The 16417-nt window shown below is 66.7% G+C and carries 19 protein-coding genes; 7 read left to right on the top strand and 12 right to left on the bottom strand.

Annotated features, from left to right (window positions below; genetic code table 11):
- Window positions 1-165: 165 nt before the first annotated feature.
- Complete coding sequence (gene nhaA / locus HEB94_RS31225; RefSeq protein ID WP_192753190.1) at window positions 166-1386, bottom strand: Na+/H+ antiporter NhaA; 1221 nt, start codon at window positions 1384-1386, stop codon at window positions 166-168.
- A 335-nt stretch (window positions 1387-1721) separates the two neighbouring features.
- Here nhaA and HEB94_RS31220 point away from each other — a divergent pair, with 335 nt between their 5' ends.
- Window positions 1722-1880: a hypothetical protein gene (locus tag HEB94_RS31220; RefSeq protein ID WP_202896652.1), complete on the top strand. Its 159-nt coding sequence runs from the start codon at window positions 1722-1724 to the stop codon at window positions 1878-1880.
- Between the two features lie 43 nt (window positions 1881-1923).
- On the opposite strand, the gene HEB94_RS31215 is transcribed toward HEB94_RS31220, so the two are convergent.
- Window positions 1924-2367 (bottom strand): nuclear transport factor 2 family protein, encoded by a 444-nt coding sequence (locus tag HEB94_RS31215; RefSeq protein ID WP_192753189.1) that lies wholly within the window; start codon window positions 2365-2367, stop codon window positions 1924-1926.
- A 185-nt stretch (window positions 2368-2552) separates the two neighbouring features.
- Between HEB94_RS31215 and HEB94_RS31210 the strand changes: the two genes are divergently transcribed.
- Window positions 2553-3077, top strand: a complete 525-nt coding sequence (locus tag HEB94_RS31210) for a TetR/AcrR family transcriptional regulator (protein ID WP_192753188.1) — start codon at window positions 2553-2555, stop codon at window positions 3075-3077.
- A 45-nt stretch (window positions 3078-3122) separates the two neighbouring features.
- On the opposite strand, the gene HEB94_RS31205 is transcribed toward HEB94_RS31210, so the two are convergent.
- From HEB94_RS31205 to HEB94_RS31195, 3 genes are all read right to left on the bottom strand, one after another.
- Window positions 3123-3761 (bottom strand): phosphotransferase, encoded by a 639-nt coding sequence (locus HEB94_RS31205; protein ID WP_192753187.1) that lies wholly within the window; start codon window positions 3759-3761, stop codon window positions 3123-3125.
- Between the two features lie 313 nt (window positions 3762-4074).
- Window positions 4075-4479 carry a RidA family protein gene (locus HEB94_RS31200; RefSeq protein WP_192753186.1) on the bottom strand — a complete coding sequence of 135 codons (405 nt, stop codon included), beginning with the start codon at window positions 4477-4479 and terminating at the stop codon, window positions 4075-4077.
- Window positions 4480-5446: 967 nt separating this feature from the next.
- Window positions 5447-6862: an IS1380 family transposase gene (locus HEB94_RS31195; protein WP_192753185.1), complete on the bottom strand. Its 1416-nt coding sequence runs from the start codon at window positions 6860-6862 to the stop codon at window positions 5447-5449.
- 155 nt (window positions 6863-7017) lie between these two features.
- On the opposite strand from HEB94_RS31195, the gene HEB94_RS31190 reads away from it, so the two are divergent.
- Complete coding sequence (locus HEB94_RS31190; RefSeq protein WP_192753184.1) at window positions 7018-7311, top strand: amidohydrolase family protein; 294 nt, start codon at window positions 7018-7020, stop codon at window positions 7309-7311.
- Window positions 7312-7374: 63 nt separating this feature from the next.
- Window positions 7375-7830, top strand: coding sequence for an amidohydrolase family protein (locus tag HEB94_RS31185; protein ID WP_192753183.1), 456 nt, complete (start codon window positions 7375-7377; stop codon window positions 7828-7830).
- A gap of 27 nt (window positions 7831-7857) precedes the next feature.
- Here HEB94_RS31185 and HEB94_RS31180 read toward each other — a convergent pair whose 3' ends face one another.
- From HEB94_RS31180 to HEB94_RS31160, 5 genes are all read right to left on the bottom strand, one after another.
- Window positions 7858-8265, bottom strand: a complete 408-nt coding sequence (locus HEB94_RS31180; RefSeq protein ID WP_192753182.1) for a VOC family protein — start codon at window positions 8263-8265, stop codon at window positions 7858-7860.
- Between the two features lie 133 nt (window positions 8266-8398).
- Entirely contained in the window at window positions 8399-9292 is an 894-nt protein-coding gene (locus HEB94_RS31175) for a sulfotransferase (protein ID WP_192753181.1), read from the bottom strand.
- Entirely contained in the window at window positions 9289-10146 is an 858-nt protein-coding gene (locus tag HEB94_RS31170) for an alpha/beta hydrolase fold domain-containing protein (RefSeq protein ID WP_192753180.1), read from the bottom strand. The genes HEB94_RS31175 and HEB94_RS31170 overlap by 4 nt, the downstream gene beginning before the upstream one ends.
- A gap of 171 nt (window positions 10147-10317) precedes the next feature.
- Window positions 10318-11070 (bottom strand): dienelactone hydrolase family protein, encoded by a 753-nt coding sequence (locus HEB94_RS31165; protein ID WP_192753179.1) that lies wholly within the window; start codon window positions 11068-11070, stop codon window positions 10318-10320.
- Between the two features lie 165 nt (window positions 11071-11235).
- On the bottom strand, window positions 11236-11541 hold the full coding sequence (locus tag HEB94_RS31160) for a winged helix-turn-helix transcriptional regulator (RefSeq protein ID WP_238361684.1): 306 nt from the start codon (window positions 11539-11541) through the stop codon (window positions 11236-11238).
- A gap of 179 nt (window positions 11542-11720) precedes the next feature.
- On the opposite strand from HEB94_RS31160, the gene HEB94_RS31155 reads away from it, so the two are divergent.
- Together HEB94_RS31155 and HEB94_RS31150 are read left to right on the top strand one after the other, a co-directional pair.
- Entirely contained in the window at window positions 11721-12308 is a 588-nt protein-coding gene (locus HEB94_RS31155; RefSeq protein ID WP_192753178.1) for a dihydrofolate reductase family protein, read from the top strand.
- A gap of 148 nt (window positions 12309-12456) precedes the next feature.
- A complete protein-coding gene (locus HEB94_RS31150) occupies window positions 12457-13410 on the top strand; it encodes an aminoglycoside phosphotransferase family protein (protein WP_192753177.1) in 954 nt (317 codons plus the stop codon).
- 70 nt (window positions 13411-13480) lie between these two features.
- Here HEB94_RS31150 and HEB94_RS31145 read toward each other — a convergent pair whose 3' ends face one another.
- On the bottom strand, window positions 13481-14305 hold the full coding sequence (locus tag HEB94_RS31145) for an SDR family NAD(P)-dependent oxidoreductase (RefSeq protein WP_202896651.1): 825 nt from the start codon (window positions 14303-14305) through the stop codon (window positions 13481-13483).
- A gap of 147 nt (window positions 14306-14452) precedes the next feature.
- On the opposite strand from HEB94_RS31145, the gene HEB94_RS31140 reads away from it, so the two are divergent.
- Window positions 14453-15298 carry an MmyB family transcriptional regulator gene (locus tag HEB94_RS31140; protein ID WP_192753176.1) on the top strand — a complete coding sequence of 282 codons (846 nt, stop codon included), beginning with the start codon at window positions 14453-14455 and terminating at the stop codon, window positions 15296-15298.
- A 190-nt stretch (window positions 15299-15488) separates the two neighbouring features.
- On the opposite strand, the gene HEB94_RS31135 is transcribed toward HEB94_RS31140, so the two are convergent.
- Window positions 15489-16376, bottom strand: a complete 888-nt coding sequence (locus HEB94_RS31135; RefSeq protein ID WP_192753175.1) for an SDR family NAD(P)-dependent oxidoreductase — start codon at window positions 16374-16376, stop codon at window positions 15489-15491.
- Window positions 16377-16417: the final 41 nt, after the last annotated feature.

The raw sequence follows: 16417 nt of genomic DNA, 5'->3' as shown, positions 1-16417 counted from the left end.
ACCGCTGACCCGCGATACGTCTCCAGAACTGCTGTCAGGCCACGGCCAGGTTCATCGTTCTGAGCGGCCGCGCACGCCGCGCTTGTGCTCGCCGCTTCAGGTACGGCGACCTGACCGACTACCTCCTGGACGGCCCGACTCGGTGACACTGAGATGTGATCCGTCCTACGGGGACTTCGTGTCGCCGCCGGCGACGCGGTGGTGGCGGCTGCGCGCGGTGAGCACGATGGCTGCGACGAGGGCGGAGGTGGTGGAGGCGAGCAGGATCGCGGCCTTGGCATCGGTGAGAGCTTCGATGCGGGTGTAGGAGAGTTCGCTGACGAGCAGCGACACGGTGAAGCCGATCCCGCCGAGGACCGCGATCCCCGCGATGTCAGCCCATGCCAACCGCGGGTTGAGGTGGGCGCTGGTGAGCCGGGCGGTCAGCCAGCCGCCGCCGAGGATCCCGACGAGTTTCCCTACGACCAGGCCGATCAGGATTCCCCAGGTGATGGTGCTCGACCAGATGCCCTCGGCGCCGCTCACGGAGATCCCCGTGGACATGAGGGCGAACACCGGCAACGACACCCCCGCCGCCACTGGACGCAGCGCGTGTTCTGCCCGCTGGGACGGGCTGACCGTCTCGCCGGCGCGTGCCTTCGTGCGCATCAGGAGGCCCATGGCCACCGCCGAGATGGTGGCGTGCACGCCGGAAGCGTGGGCGAACGCCCAGATCACCACGGCCAGGATCCCGTAGATCGGCCAGCCAGGTATCCGGGTCAGCAGCCAGAGCGCGAGCCTGCCGCGTCCGTTCTGCAGGTACCCGAACATGGCCAGGCCCGCGACGGCCGCGGCCAGAGCGAGCCAGGACAGGCCTTTGGCGTAGAAGACCGCGATGACGACCACGGCGCACATGTCGTCGACGGTGGCCAGGGTGAGCAGAAACGTCCGAAGGGAGCCGGGTAGGTGCCGGCCCACCACCGCGAGCACCGCGAGCGCGAACGCGATGTCGGTGGCCATCGGGATGCCCCAGCCTCGGACAGCTTCGGGATCGGTGACGTTGATCGCCAAGAAGATGACGGCGGGCACCAGGACCCCGCCCAGGGCCGCGACGATCGGCACGGCGGCCCGGCGCGGGTTACGCAACTCGCCGTGGCGGATCTCCTGTTTGAGTTCGTTGCCGACGATGAAGAAGAACACCGCCAACAACCCGTCCGACGCCCACACGTGCAGCGGCAGGTCCAGGTGCAGGGCGGCGGGTCCGAACGTGAAGGAACGGACCGCTTCATAGGAAGCCGACAGAGGCGAGGTCGCCCAGATCAAGGCGAACGCGGCGACGCCGATCAGCAGGGATCCGCTGACCACATCCGAGCGCAGGGCAGCGATCATCCGCGCGAACGCAGACATCGAGAAACTCCAGGGTGGCAGGAGGTGTCATGGACCCTTGTCCCCGCCAGACAAACCGGCGGGTTCAGCCACCTTGAGGAGGACAGGCACTCACGATCGCACCCCAGGTGCTGACGTAGCCGTTCGTGCCGATCGGGCGACGCTCACCCATCGGCACCGACGTACGGACACCGCATCGGCGCGGGTGAAGAGGCTCGGCGGCAGGAAGAGCCCGGGGTGTCGACCAACTGTGCGTCATCCCCACGCTCCTCTCCGCCATCACGACCAGCGCTCCTGACTGGACCCTAACAACCACCTGGGTGTGTCGGCCATGGACAGGCCGACAGGCCGACCCCATGGGCCGGTCATCACGGTCATCGCTTCGCCGACGGCGGCGATCCGTCGCCCGCCGGCTCGAACAGATCGGAAAGGCGCTGCGCATCGACCTCACCGAGCCCACCGGACTGACCCGGGCCAGACTCGCCCTCACCGCCTGGCGGCTGCTCGACGCATGAGGCAGTCCACCGCGAACAGGGCGTGCCGCGGCTGGATTGGCCCTTACATGTCGCGTCCGATGGCCGCTGCGGCCGCCAGGATGTTGACGTAGTCGCGCAGCCGGACGATCTGGCCATTGCGCACGGTGAGCACGACGATGTTGGGAAGCGCGAACTCGCCGGTGGATGCGCTGGTTCCGAGGGCTTCCTGCTCGACGATGATCGTTTCCGGATCGTCGGTGTCGTAGGTGGCGAGAGTGCGGTAACGCTCATACCTCAACGTGTTGGTCGTCCACAGAGCGGTTATCCAGTTCACGATTTCGTCCCTGCCCTCGAGCCGGGATGGGAAGCCTGGTGCGGTGAACGGGAATTCGTGGACCGCGTCGACCGCGTAGAGACGACTCATGTCATCGACGGACTGGTTGACAGAGGCCTGGCGGAGACGCTCCAGAACCTCACGCGCACCGGCTCCCTCCTCGCCGATTCGATCGCGTTCCGACAGTGCCATGCGGGCGACCCTCCAAGCTGTGGGTGCGTGACGCCGGTAAGATGAGGCATAGTCCGGTTAGACGGGGACGGTAACGGACCGTGCCCCCGGTGAGCAAGGGTGTGGTGATCGCACTGGCGGGTCAGGAGTCGCTGTCGCGCCCCGGGCGCCCAAGGCGTGCGGACGCACGGCGTAACTACGAGCAGTTGGTCGAGCAGGCGAAGATTGCGTTCGCCGAGTTCGGAGTGGACGCCTCCTTGGACGAGATCGCTCGGCGGGCGGGGGTGGCCAGCGGGACGCTGTATCGGCATTTCCCCACTCGACTGGATCTCATCGAGACGGTGCTCGCCGAACAGATAGCCGAGTTGGTCAGCCTTGGTCGCGGGCTGCTGACGGTCGAGGACGCCTTCGACGCGTTGTCCACTTGGTTGCGCGCTGCGCTCGTGCACGCCCTGACCTATCGAGGTCTGGCGGCCACGGTGATGAACTCGGCTCTCGACCGCGGCAATGACCTGGCGTCGACCTGGCATGCGGAGCTGTTCGAGGTCGGAGCGGCGCTGCTGGCGCGGGCGCAGCGATCAGGGGTTGTGGCCGCCGACGCGGACGACGCCGATGTGCTCAGGATGGTCGGCGCCATCGCGTGGGCTGCCCAGGACGCCCCGGACAGCTCAGCTCAAGCCGACCGCCTGCTCGCCCTCCTCATGAACGGACTGCGCCACGGCGGCGTCTGAACCACGCTGCGCCTCCATCCATTCGCCGTTGACAACGGCGTGCCGCTACCGGGACGCCTCGACGAGGACCGGCTCCGCTTTGCGGAGTCGGCTGACGTAACCATCGATATCCTGTTTGGAGGCGACTGCCCTCGATGCCCGCAAGACCGCGATCAACGCCATGGTGTGAATCGTGGCGTATCTGACCATCGGCTTGTTCGCTTGATACGCGCCGGCCAACCCGTCGACGTAGGCCTCCACAAGGCTGTCGATCTCAGCCGAAGAGTAGAGAGCAAGAGTCGCGAGATCGGCGCCAACCGTGTTGTGGCCGAGCTGGCCCCAGTCGACCGCCACCACCTGGTCCTGCTCCTGGCGAATCATGTTCCTCGGCAGCGCGTCGCCGTGGGACAGGACCAGTGGGAGTCGGTCCAAGGCATCCAGGATCACGTGGCGCGCCCGCCAAACACCTTCGCACTGAGACCGGAGAGATTCGGGGACTACCCCCTCCTCTCGCAGTGGCGCGGTCCCGCCGATGCGGTCAGTGGCAACAACCCGATGGCGCAGCATCCCACGGTTGAACCAGCCGGGGTCCATCATCTCCTGACTGGCAAAGCGACCGTAGGCATTGGCCAGCACCTCATCCGCGACCGGCTCGGCCGGAATCTCCGGCATCCACAGGGAGATTCCGTCCTCGTCCTCGACCACCTTCGTCGGACTCGGCGCAATCAGGCCGACGGACCAGGATGTCCTCGCGTGCAACCTCGGCCTCCCGCCGCCACCATGAATGATGTCGACGGTCAAGCTGGGCCAAGCCGTGCGGGGACCGTGGCCTCTGCAAACGCTTGACGATGCAGGGACGCTCCCCCTGCTCCACTCGCCAGACACCGCGTGTCGCAGACCCCCGTGCCCCTGGCATCTCCTGCCACGAAGGATCTGGCTCCCACCCACCTCGGACTGCCCGGCGATGCTCTCCGCTCGTCATCCCGGAAGCGTAGCTAGATGACGGCGGCCAGCAACGCTATGTGCCGAGCGCGGCGGTGAGGTCGAGTTCGACGAGTTGGCCCGGGTAGCCCAGCGCCGCCACTCCTAGCAACGTGCTCGCCGTGGTGAAGGCCGGCGCAAGAGTGGAGTCCGTCAGGCGTCTCCAGACGGCGCCGAGTTCGGCGCGGTCCGCGCTCATGACGTAGATCACCGATCGCACTACGTGCTCAGGACCCGCACCGACAGCGGCGAGTGCGGCGGTCGCGTTGGCCACAACCTGATCTACCTGCCTGAGAAGATCGCCTTTGCCGACCACCTCGCCCGTCCGGTCGAGGGGGCACTGGCCCGCCAACATCGCCATTCGTACCGCCTGTACGACGGTGACGTGGTGGTAGCCGGGAGTCTCATGCAGATCCGGGGGGTTGATGCGGCTGATCGACATCTCGCCATCCTCGCCGAGTCTCGGCACTGTCATCATGTGCGCGCCCTCTTTCACTCGCTTGGCTGTTCGGTGTGCGGGTCGGGATGGTCACCCATCCATTCCGGCCAGATGCGGAACCCGAGCAAGTCACGGTAGGGCAGGCTCCGGTAGAACGGCGGCCGACCGCAACTACGCCCAGCGCCCCAGGTGCGGTGAACAGCCGACGTACTCGGTCTGGATCGGAGAACGTCGGCCACCCCTCTGCTCGCGCTGATGCCGAGATCCCGCCAGCGTACGTAGGCGCGAACGGCCGGATCGCTGGGTCATCTCGTCTCGCTTCCACAACCACAGCCTGAACGCTCCGAGGATTCGGGCGCAACGCAATACTGACCCGCGTGCCACAGCTGCGCGATGTGACTGAAGGGCCGCTCCCCTGTCGGCCAACTGAGTAGATCCCAAAGGAGGACGGAGCGCAGCAGCCCCATGCTCTGAGTGCTGTCGGCGACTACGATCATCCGGATGCCAACGCTCATCAAACAGGTTCGCGTCTTCGACGGCGTTGAGGTCCTGGACGCCGATTGCGTGTTACTCCGGGGTGACCGGATCGTCATGGTCGGCCGGGATCTCTCGGCCCCGGCTGGAAGCGCGGTCGTCGACGGCGGCGGAGGCATGCTCATGCCAGGTTTCATCGACGCCCACGTTCACACCCCCGACGAAGGCACCCTGGCCGATGCGGTCTCCGCGTTGCGACAGGCCCTTAGGTTCGGAGTCACCACCGTGCTGTGCATGGGCTGTCGTCACCCCGATTTTGTTGCACAGCTGAAGACGTTGAGACAGTCAGACCTTAGCCTGGATCCGTGGACCGGGTGGGTTGGTGATCTTGGTTGTGGGTTTGGTGGTGTGGGCTGCGGCTGGGCAGGTCGGGCTCGCTGGTCTGCCCAGCTTTCCTTTGGTTTCTGGTCGGGCCTTGACGGCGGGTGGGCAGGTTTCAGGCGAGGCGTGGTGGCCCGGTCGCAGGGCGGAACACGTTGTTCCACAGGGTTTTCCAGTGTTGGGCCCAGGGCCAGTGCTCGGGTAGGTGCAGCACGGTCCGGCGCCCGGGGCGGGCCAGTCGTGCAGGGACGGTGACGATGTGACGGCGCAGCGTCGCGCCGCGGGCGAGGGCGTGGCGGGGGCTGGTGAGGGTTCCGGCGGCGCGGAGCAGGTTGTGGCAGATGGCGGCGCAGATCGCCCACGCGCTGTTCGCGGCGAACCGGCCTGAGGGCAGGTGCGCCAACGGCCCGTCGATCAGGTCAGCGAACACCGTTTCGATGATCGCGTGCCGGCGGTTGGTGATGTCAGCATCGGCGGTGGGTTCGGTGTTGTTGGTGAAGAACGGGTGATGACGCCAGACCGGGAACAGCTCCTCCTCGCCGGCCTGGTCGCGGGCGCGGTCACGGACCCGGCGCACGACCAGCCGGGCGGTGACCGGGTGCTTGGTCGAGGTGAACGCGGTGAACTCCACCTCCGCGACCTCAGCATCCGAAATCAACTCACCGGTATCGTCATCGACGACAGCACCGGGGTAGTGCACCGGTGTCCAGGCGTCTTCGGCGATGCTGGCGATCGCGGCGGTGACGGCCGGGTTCTTGGTGAGCACCACCGAGAACCGCACGCCTGCCTTCACACACGCGCCGACCACGGCGTGGTTGCCATACGCCGAATCGCCCCTCACCAGGATCTGCCCGCTGGCGCCGGCGGCGCGGGCGGTGGCGATCGCCTCGGTCACCATGCTCGCCGCGCCTTTGCCGGAGCCGGCCCGTCCGGCGCGCAGCCGGATCCCGGCCACCACCGGCGCCCCCTGGATCGTGCTGATCGTGGTCGCCAGCGGCGACAAGCCCCGGCGCAACACCTGCCGGCCGCCGATCTTGGTGTGCCCGAAACTCCCGCCCTGCTTGGCATGCCCATACACCGGGCGCAACAACGAGTCGATATCGATGAACGCCTGATCCTCGATACCTGGTAGCAGCCCGCTGGCCTGGACAAGACCGACCAGATGGGCCCGCGCGACCGAGGCCAACTGCAGGGTGTGGCCATGGGTGAACTCCCGCAGAAACTGACCCAACGTCGCCGGCGCATACACCCCACCAAACAGCCGACGCATCCCACCCGACCGGATCACATCCAGATCATCGATACAGTCCGCACCCGCAGCCATCCCCGCGACGATCGAGGCCAGCTTGCCCGCCGGGTTCACCGCCGCCGACCTGACCTTGGTCTCGGTGATCGCGACACGGCTGGAGACCAACTCCGACAGGCCCGCCCGCTCAGCCAACGCCATCACCGGCACCAGCCCCGCACACGACACCAGGTTCTGCTCATCGAAGACCGGCGTGGCTCGCGACCACCCATACGGTAGTTTCACTGTCAGTGCCTTTTGGATCGGGTTGGATCAGGACTTCGACACTCCAGATTCTCCCGATCCAGAAGGCACTTCCTCTGCTACCACGCCGAAGGACCACTCACCCGGTCCACGGATCCAGGCTTAGCGATCTTCGTTCCGCTGGGATCGTCGCATCTGTGGACGGCAGCCACCCAACTCAGTTCTTCGACGACTACCCAACCCTGGATGGCGTGGGGGATGTCGACTCATTCATCGATGCCCGAATCAGGGAAGGCTCAGACTACCTAAAGATCATCATCGAAGACAGTTCCGTGATCGGACAGTCGACGCCGTTCATCCCCCCTGAAGTTTCTGCCGCAGTCACCGCGCGGGCGCATGCCCGCGGCCTACTCGTCGTCGCCCATGCCCAGTCCCGACGCTTTGTGGAGCAGGCGATCGAATCAGGCGTGGACGGTCTTGCCCATCAGTAGGTCGACGAGCCGTTGACCCCGGAATTTGCTCAGGTCCTCAAGTCCGCTGGCATCTTCGTGGTGATGACACTGGCCGTGTATCACAGCTGTGAGGGCGTGAAACTCGCCAACGACCCACGGCTGGAGCCGAAGCTCGAGGCCAGATGGCGAGACGTTCTTTGCGAGAGGGTTGATGGTCAGGAGCAGTTTCAGGAATACGGGCTGGCCGCGGTGCGCCTTCTACGAGATGCTGGTATACCGATTCTGGCGGGCTCCGACTCGGCGAATCCTGGCACCACGTACGGCGCCAGCATGCACCACGAGCTGGAACTCCTGGTCCGCAGTGGACTCACCGCCACCGAGGCGCTCACCGCAGCGACCATAGCGCCGGCCAAACACTTTCGACTGTGTGACCGTGGCCGAATCGCACCAGGTCTGCGCGCCGACCTGGTACTGGTCGAAGGCGACCCGACCGCCGACATCGACGCGACCAGGTCCATACAGGAGGTCTGGCGAAACGGCATCAGGCTTCCGTGCTGAGGCGCCGTTCGTGACTGTGTCTCGGACCTACCCCTGCGTCGCGCCGAAGTCGTGCTCGGCGGGCACGTTTCGGTGCCAGCCCAGACAGAACGGGTGCCCGGCGGGATCGGCGTAGACCTGATGGCCTTCCTCAGTGTCCAGGTCGTCGGCGGCCTTGAGCAGCCGGGCACCGAGAGAGGTCGCGTGCTCGTGCGCGGCCCTGATGTCCTCGACATGCAGATCGAGATGGACCTGTTGCTGCTGCGAACCGTCGGGCCACTCGGGCGGAACGTGGTTCGGGGAGTACTGAACGCCGAACCGCCACTTGCCGTCGACGAACACGCAATGAAAGTCCTCGTCCTCATAGACTGTGCCGCCCAGCAGCCCTGCCCAGAACGCGCTCTCGGCGGCGATGTCGGTGGCGTCGAACACAGTGATCTGCCTGGCGATCTTCATCAGTCGTCCTCCATGAGACTCGCCGGCACGCTACCCGCGATTCCGGACGGTCGGCTTCCGCATCGGTCGCCAGTCGCAAGCCGACGATGACGGGGCCTGATTATCCAGATCCGGCCGGTTGCTGGTTGCGGGGTTAGGTGGACGCTGAAGAGGACCATCTCCAGTCACTGGGTACCTCGTGGCCGAGGAGGTGCTCGAAGCGACGCAGGTCGCCGGCAAGGCGCTCGGCGAGTCGGTCGTGGAGTTCGTGTGGGATCGTGGAGTCGTCGACACGCCCTGGCCGGGTCGTCAGGAGTCGAGCCAGCCCGGTGCGTTGGTCGGGTCGCCATCGCGGATTGAGCTTGACCTGGCGTCGCGGCAGCCACTTGAGATCGTGCAGGCGCGGGATGGGCTTGTCCATCGAGCGGTGGTTTCGGCGCTGCTTGTCGAGGTCGACCGCGGTCGGATCGACGGCGAGGTGGTCGAACACCGCGCTCAGTGCCTCACGTGGCCGGTCGCGGAGCACCTCGCTCGCGACCACGAGTACCTGGCTGCGATCGAAGTGATCGAGGAACGCCGCGAGTTGGAACCCGTACAGGCTTGGCCCGAGGTAGCGGTCGTCGAGCAGGGCCACCTCCGGGCGGCGTCGCTCCCGGCCGGCTGAGACCTGATGGATGTACATCGACTGCATGCGGGCGACGGGATCGCGTACCACGTATACGAGACGTGCCTCCGGAATGAGCTGTGCCATCCGCTCGGGGACGCCGCGGTAGGTGTGGGCCCACGAATAGGACGGCGAGCACTCTCCGACTGCGGCCGCCCGGTCGGCGCCTTCGAAGAGAGACTCGTACCACTCGCGTCCGCGGCGCCAGTTGTCCTCAGCTACGAAGAAGTTCGGTTCGTCGAAGAATGGGCCGCGCCGACCGGCCGCATGACGGATGGGATCATGACGATGAACGAAGATGTCCGGATGCTCATCGAGGTAGTGACGAAGACTCGTGGTCCCCGCCTTCATCGCCCCGATCACCACGAAAGTCGGCAGGGTCATCGCGTCGTCACCACCGTCGATCCCGCCGTGCCATCAAAGGGCCATTCACGCGCCGGCACCACCGCGCCCGCCTCACGTCGCGACACGAGCCGGTGGAGGAGGAACTCGGCGGTCGCATCGACAACGTCGTCGAAGTGTCCAGCGGGGCCAGGGTAATGGAACCCGTGTTCGGCGCGTTCGTACTCGATCAGTATGCAGTCATTACCGGCCTGCACCATCACGTCCCGGAACCGTCGCACCTGGTCGATGGGCACGACCTCGTCGCGTGTTCCGTGTTGAATCAGCATCGGCGGATTCCCGGGTCGAACGAACTCGATCGGCGAATACTCGATTGCCCTTCCCGCAGCGATGCCGGCGCCCTGTTCAAGGACGTGCTGCTGCTCTGGCGAATAGGCGAGTAGATCGACCACAGGGTTGAGGGCCACCACGGCCGTGACTCCAGGTTTGGACGCCGGAAAGGGCCCGTCAGGAGCGATCATCGCAGCGACGAGCGCGAGATGACCGCCGGCCGAAGTCCCACCAGACGCCAGGCGTGACGAATCGAGCCCGCGCGATGCGGCCAATCTCGAGAAGTACTCGACCGCCAGACGCACGTCGGCGATGCAGTCGTCGATGCTCACAGCACGCTGACCGATCAGCCGGTACCCGGCTGAAACCGCGAAGATCCCGCGCGACGCCAGCTGGCGGCAGTGCGGGGCCAGCCCGTCGGCCGATCCTTTGCGCAGAGCGCCGCCGTGGAACATGACGATGCCTGCCACGGGCTGTGTGCCTTCGGCTGGCTCGAAGACCAACATGGGTAGCTCACTGCCGTCGGCGGCTTCATAGATCGTCGAGGACTCACGACTGGCTGCCACGGCGCACATTCGACCAGCTACCCGCCATGTCAGCAACCGAATTGGCACAGGGGGATTCCGGTAACGGCCCCGCTCCCCGACGGAGCCGGTCCCGGCCGCTACGCAGCGGCCGGGACGTGCGAGCTGAGAACTCCGCAGCCGTCTGGCTAGGTTTCCGAGCCGAGCCGAGCCTCAGCCGTTGCCCAGGGTGCGGTCGAGAAGCGGGAGCAGGCGGTCCCAGTGGCGCTGCAGTGCGGAGGGGTTGAAGGCGTCGGTGTCGGACATGGTGTAGCCGTGGATGGTGCCGGGATAGATCTCGACGGCGTAGCCGACGCCTGCGGCATCCAGGGCCCGGTTGAGCTCACTGATGGTCTCGGGCGACATGTCGTTCTCGGCGAGGCCGAGGTGGACCTGAGCGGTGAGGCGTTCGGGAACGAGGCGGTGTGGGCTGTCGGGCGCGTCGGTGACCAAGGGGCCGGGGTGGAATCCGGCGACGGCGGCCACCTGGTCGGGGTGGACCGTCGCGGTGCGCATCGCCAGGACGGCGCCCATGCAGTAGCCGACCACGCCAACCGGTCCGGCGCTGACCTCGGGCTGGTTGGTGAGGAACCTGAGGTAGGCGTCGGCGTCGCGCAGCGCGTGTTCGGTGGTGTGCGCCCGGATCAGGGGCATCAGCTGCGCGATGACCGCAGGCCGGACCTCTTCTCCGATGTGTTCGGGAAGTTCGATCACCGGTGCCGGGCCCTGCCGGTAGAAGACGTTGGGGACGAGTACGTAGTACCCGTGCTCGGCCAGTTCGCGGGCCATCCCCTCCAGCACAGGGCGCACGCCGAAGGCGTCCGCGTACAGCAGCACCCCCGGTTGCCGCTCACCACGGTCGGGGAAGGCGGCGAAAGCATCGGCCTGGCCGTCCGTGGTGGGAATCCGCAGCGTCTTGGTGGGCAAGGTGTTCCTTCCTTGGACTGACGTCATGCAACGGCCCGGGTCCCGAGGCGACTCACTGGTCCCACGCCCCCCTTGGCCCCCAGGCATCCTACGGACTCTGTTGATCCTTGCGGCCGGCGGCGCAAGGCGCCTGCAGGGTCCTTGTGCGTCCGCATGAGCGCCGAGCTACTCGGTGGCGTCGTAGCGTGCCCGAGCAGCGTGGACGGCCTCGATGTGGCTCTCCGCCCAGGACTTGATGGCCCGCTGGAGTGGAAGCAGGTCGTGACCAAGACGCGTGAGCTCGTAGTCGACCCGCGGCGGGACCGAGGCGGTGCCGCTGCGCTCGACCAGGCCGTCACGTTCCAGCTTGCGGAGGGTCTGGGTAAGCATCTTCTGGCTCGCGCCGGCGACGATGGACGCGACCTCGCTGGACTTGGCTGGGACGTTGCCGGGTACGTCGACGCCATCGGCTCGGGCATCGTCCGGTTCCAACCCGGCGACGCGATGATCGGCCTGCGTGACGCCCTGACGTACCGATCCACGCACCCAGTCAGGACTAGCGGCAGACGGAAAAGCGCACACTCTCCAGGGCATGTCCCAGTCGTCAGATGCTGCGATGTGCCACCATGCCGACCTGAACGCCACTCCGGACATCCTCAGGAGGAGCCACCATGTCGTTCCAGGCCCACCCCGACACGAACGAGACGAAGGCCGGCCAGTCCCCGCGCAAGGTTGTTGGCGGTTACTTCCTGTCTCTTGATGGAGTGGCTGAGGCTCCCGACCGGTTCATCACCGCTTGGGACGACGAAACGGATGCCAGCGGCGCCGACCTCATCAAGACCCAGGACGCGGTCATTCTCGGCCGCCGCAGTTACGACGCATGGGCACAGTTCTGGCCGGGCAGCGAGATCGAGCCTTTCGCCTCCTTCATCAACGCCGTTCCCAAGTACGTCGCAACGTCGACGCCGCTCGAACGTGAGTGGACCAACTCGCGTGTGATCGACGGCGGGCTGGTCGATTTCGTGCGGCACCTGAAGGGTCGGCCGGGCGGCGATATCGGCCTCCACGGCAGCATCTCGGTCGCCCGGACGCTGCTTGCCGCCGACGTCGTCGACGAGCTCAGGCTTGTCATCGCGCCGACGATCGTCGGGAGCGGGCAGGGACTGTTCGACGGGTTGCCGCCCATACGGCTCGAGACGATCCGCAGCACCGCCTCACCCAGTGGCCACCTTCTCGTCGACTACCGCGTGGTCCGCTAGGGTGCGTTTCCATGTAGGCAGGGGCCAGGTCGCGCGCCTGCGACCCATGCTCGCCAGTCCATCCCTGTTCCATGCGTGCCGGAGCTAGTACCTTCGGATGCCCTGACGGATCGCGAGGCCGTCTCTGCGGCTCGGACTGGAGGCTGGCGTGGTCGAGGTTCCGGCGAGGCTGACAGAGATCACTCTCGGGCGGGCTGAGAAAGAGGGCCGGGCCTGGATCGACTCGCTACCTGCCTTGGTGGATGAGTTCCTGGAGCGCTGGAAATGCCGCCCGGCCGGGCCGGTCACCCACGGACATGTGGGGATTGTCGTTCCGGTTCGTCGACTCGACGGCACGCCCGCCGCGTTGAAGATCTCCTACCCCCATCCCGGAAACAGGCCCGAACCGGTGGCATTGGCCGCTTGGGGTGGACACGGTGCGGTCCATCTCCTGGAGCGCGACGACGCCAGCTTCGCCATGCTCCTGGAGTGGGCTGAGCCCCAGTCGCTCCACACCCTGTCCGATTCGATCGAGGCCGTCACCATCGCTGGAAGCCTCACCCGACGGCTGGCGGTGGAGGCCCCGGACACCGCGCTGCCGCTGACGATGTTGGCCGAGGAGTGGGTCGAGGTGATCGGCAGGTCTGAGTTCGTGCGTCAACTCCTCCCGCGCCCGGTGGTGGACCTGGCGCTGGAGACCGCTCGGAACCTCGCCACCGTTCAGCCGAACCTTCTCGTCCATGGCGACATGAACTTTGGCAACGTGCTGCGGAGTAGCCGTGAGCCCTGGCTTGCGATCGATCCGAAGGGACACTCCGGCGATCCCGCGTACGACTCGGTAAGACTCCTGCGCGACCGGTGGCCTCAGATGGTGGCGGAAGGGGACCTGAAAGGCTCCCTGGTCCGCCAGCTCACCGCCTGGTCCGAGGCGGCGGAAATGGACCGTGAACGGGTAATGCGCTGGAACCAGGCGTGCGCGGTCTACGACGTGGCCTACGGCTATACGATCAACGACCTCGCTCCGAGGTCGCACCGAAGGAATTCGCCCGCCCCCGACGCACTGACGGTCTTTGCACCTGTCGCGACATGCTTCTGGCTGAACTCACCAGCCGATAGGCGCTAATGACCTGTTGAAGAGGCTCAGTGATGCGCCACGTTGGCGGAGGGCTGAGCGGTGGCGTCCGGCACTCGTGTCACTGACGGACGGGGTTGCCTTGGGCGAGGCGTGAGATGTAGTCCCATTCTTCGAGCCCAGCGAGACGGCCGGCGTACTCGGTTCGTAGCGCGTCGAGTCCGTTGGTGCCGAAGAGCACTCGCAGGGGTGGATTGGGTGTGTCGGCGAGTGCGAGGATCGCTTGGGCAGTGGCGGCGGGGTCTCCGGGGAGGAACCCGGCCGCCCCCGCGTAGAGGGCTTCGCGGGCATCTGCGTATGCGGGGTCTGGCGTGGACTGTGGTGAGGCGGCGGCCAGGCCGGTGGGGAACATGATCGGTTCGATCAAGGTGACGTGGATGCCATAGGCGGCGACCTCAGCGGCCAGCGACTGGCTCATCGCTTCGAGTGCCCATTTCGACGCCTGGTAGATGCCCAACGTCGGATAGGCAACCAGGCCCCCAATGGAGGAAACCTGCATGATCCGGCCATGGCGACGCCGACGCATGCCGGGCAGCACCGCCCTGGTGGTCCACAGCGCGCCGAAGTAGTTGACGTCCATCTGCGCGCGGGCCTGATCGGCGCTGACTTCCTCGACCGCCCCGTGCAGCATGTGCCCGGCGTTGTTGACCAGCAGGTCGATACCGCCGAAGCACTGCTCGACCTCATCGACTGCGGCGTCGACGGCAGCGCGGTCGGTGACGTCCAGCTTGAGCGCGAGCACCCGGTCGCCGTAGCGGTCGGTCAGCGGTTTCAGTGTCGCGGCGTCGCGCGCCGTGGCGGCGAGGTTGTCGCCGCGGTCCAGGATGGCTTCGGCCCAGTGGGCGCCAAGCCCGCGGGACGCGCCGGTGAGGAACCAGGTGTTCATGGTGATTCTCCCAAGCTCGGTCGGATCGTCGTGGTCCGGCCTAGATCGGCCGGATCGGTCGTGATTCAACCTAGGTCGGCCCGGCGCGGCCTTGGCAGAGTGAACCTCACTCTGTCGAGCGAGTATGTGGGCGCGCACACTGAGAGCGTGGATGCTCAACTGCTGGCAGAGTTCCTGAGGAATCGCCGGGCCGCGCTGAGCCCCGGCGAGGTCGGCTTACCTTCGGCTGGCCGGCGGCGGACCCCTGGACTACGTCGAGAGGAAGTCGCTGCCCTGGCCGGCGTTTCGACCGACTACTACACCCGGCTCGAGCAGCAACGAGCCACCGCGGTGCCCTCCGAACTCGTTGTGCGTTCACTGACCCGGGCGCTACGGCTGAGTCAAGACGAGCGGGACCACCTCTACCGGCTCACCGGTCACCCCGTTCCTGGACGCCACAAAGACGATCGGCATGTCGCTGCGGCATTGCTCAGTGTCCTCGACGCGCTGACCGACATTCCAGCCCAGGTAATGACCGATCTCGGCGAGACTCTCGTGCAGAACAGCTTGGCGCGCGCCGTCTTTGGCCGCCCATCCGGTAGCAATAACTTGAAGGCGAGCGTCATCTACCGCTGGTTCTGCGAACCCGACGCACGGAACGGCTACCCGGTCGAGGACCATGGCGCGGAATCCCGCGCGCTGGTTGCCGATCTGCGTGCCGCGGTTACGCGCCGCGACGATGCTCGGGCCCGGTCGCTGGTCTCGCACCTACTGGCCGACAGCCCAGAGTTCACCGCGCTCTGGAACCTCCATGATGTTGCCGTACTGCGCCGTCGCCACAAACGGATACGGCATCCCCAGGTCGGGCTGCTCGAGTTCGACTGTGAGTTCCTCGTTGACGAGGACCGTTCGCACATCCTTGCCCTCTTCTCACCGCTGCCGGGAACTCCGACAACTGCGCGGCTCACGCTGCTCGCCCTCGCCCACGACTCATTCGCCGGCATGACAAGATGAACGCCGCGAAGAAGGTTGTCAGTCGCCGATTTCCGGTAGTGGGCTTTCTACGCACCCGACGATTCGTGCACAAGTTGCCCCAGCTCACTTGGGAACACCAACGTTCCGCATTACGCGTACCTCCCGGACGGTGATGTCCGATCACCTGGTCTGCTTCGCCCTGTGGACCAGCCGCGATCGGAGTGAATGATCACTGGAGCAGGCGGTCCTGTTCCGTCGGCGGTGTGCCGGAGTGCCAGTCCAGTGCCTGGCCGAAGCGGACCAGTTCGCCGTAGAGGGCGGGGGCGACGTGCTCGGCGAGGATCAGGTCGAGGATGGCTTCGGCGGCCTGGGCGGGTGACTGGGCCTGGCTGTAGTCGTCGAACCATGGGCGTGAGGTGGGGGTGTCGACCATGCCGGGGCATACGGCGGCGACCAAGGTGCCGGTGGCCAGGTCGCGTTCGCGGCGGTCGGCGGCGACCGCGCGGACGGCGGCTACCTGGGCAACCTTTGAGGGCACGTTCAGCCACAGCGGCCAGCCTTCTTCCGCGGCCGTCTTGTGGTGGATGGCGCTGCGCCATGACTCGACGGCGTACTCGACCTGATCGAGGCTCGCGCCGTCGAAGAGGTGGTGTAGCCGCGGGGTGAGGTGGCCGAGGGTGCCCAGGCTGCTGGCCACGACGAGGAGCCTGCCGCCAGGGCGCAGGACGGGGCCGAAGGAGCGCAGGACCGCGTGGGTGGCGGTGTTGGAGACGTCGATGAACTCGTCGGCCCGCTCCGCCTGCGACTCACCGGGCAGCAGGCGGGCGACCGCGTTGGACACCACGATGTCGACCCCGCCGTGGCGGGCCCGCAGGTCCTCGGCGAGGCGGGAGACGGCGCCGGTGTCCGTGACGTCCAGGACCTCGCCCTCGACGCGGGCTCGGGTTGAGGGCGGCGCCTGTGCGACCTGATGTGCCGCGTCCATCACCCGCTGCTGGTCGCGCCCGGTGAGCAGAACCAGGTCGTCCCGGTTCATGCGGGCGGCGAGCCCTTCGACGAGGGCGCGGCCGAGTCCTTGGTTGGCGCCCGTGACAAGGGCGATGCGGGATGCGTTCACGTCTCCACGCTAAGAACGCCGCAGCCATGAGTCCAACGAAA

It is taken from the genome of Actinopolymorpha pittospori (assembly GCF_014873875.1).
Lineage (GTDB): Bacteria > Actinomycetota > Actinomycetes > Propionibacteriales > Actinopolymorphaceae > Actinopolymorpha > Actinopolymorpha pittospori.
This window is presented reverse-complemented; position numbering and strand designations above follow the sequence as displayed.

Coding starts and splice junctions, on each gene's coding strand:
- nhaA (WP_192753190.1), bottom strand. CDS start 1,386: ATGTCTGCGTTCGCGCGGATGATCGCTGCCCTGCGCTCGGATGTGGTC.
- HEB94_RS31220 (WP_202896652.1), top strand. CDS start 1,722: ATGGGCCGGTCATCACGGTCATCGCTTCGCCGACGGCGGCGATCCGTC.
- HEB94_RS31215 (WP_192753189.1), bottom strand. CDS start 2,367: ATGGCACTGTCGGAACGCGATCGAATCGGCGAGGAGGGAGCCGGTGCG.
- HEB94_RS31200 (WP_192753186.1), bottom strand. CDS start 4,479: ATGTCGATCAGCCGCATCAACCCCCCGGATCTGCATGAGACTCCCGGC.
- HEB94_RS31185 (WP_192753183.1), top strand. CDS start 7,375: ATGACACTGGCCGTGTATCACAGCTGTGAGGGCGTGAAACTCGCCAAC.
- HEB94_RS31180 (WP_192753182.1), bottom strand. CDS start 8,265: ATGAAGATCGCCAGGCAGATCACTGTGTTCGACGCCACCGACATCGCC.
- HEB94_RS31175 (WP_192753181.1), bottom strand. CDS start 9,292: ATGACCCTGCCGACTTTCGTGGTGATCGGGGCGATGAAGGCGGGGACC.
- HEB94_RS31155 (WP_192753178.1), top strand. CDS start 11,721: ATGTCGTTCCAGGCCCACCCCGACACGAACGAGACGAAGGCCGGCCAG.
- HEB94_RS31145 (WP_202896651.1), bottom strand. CDS start 14,305: ATGAACACCTGGTTCCTCACCGGCGCGTCCCGCGGGCTTGGCGCCCAC.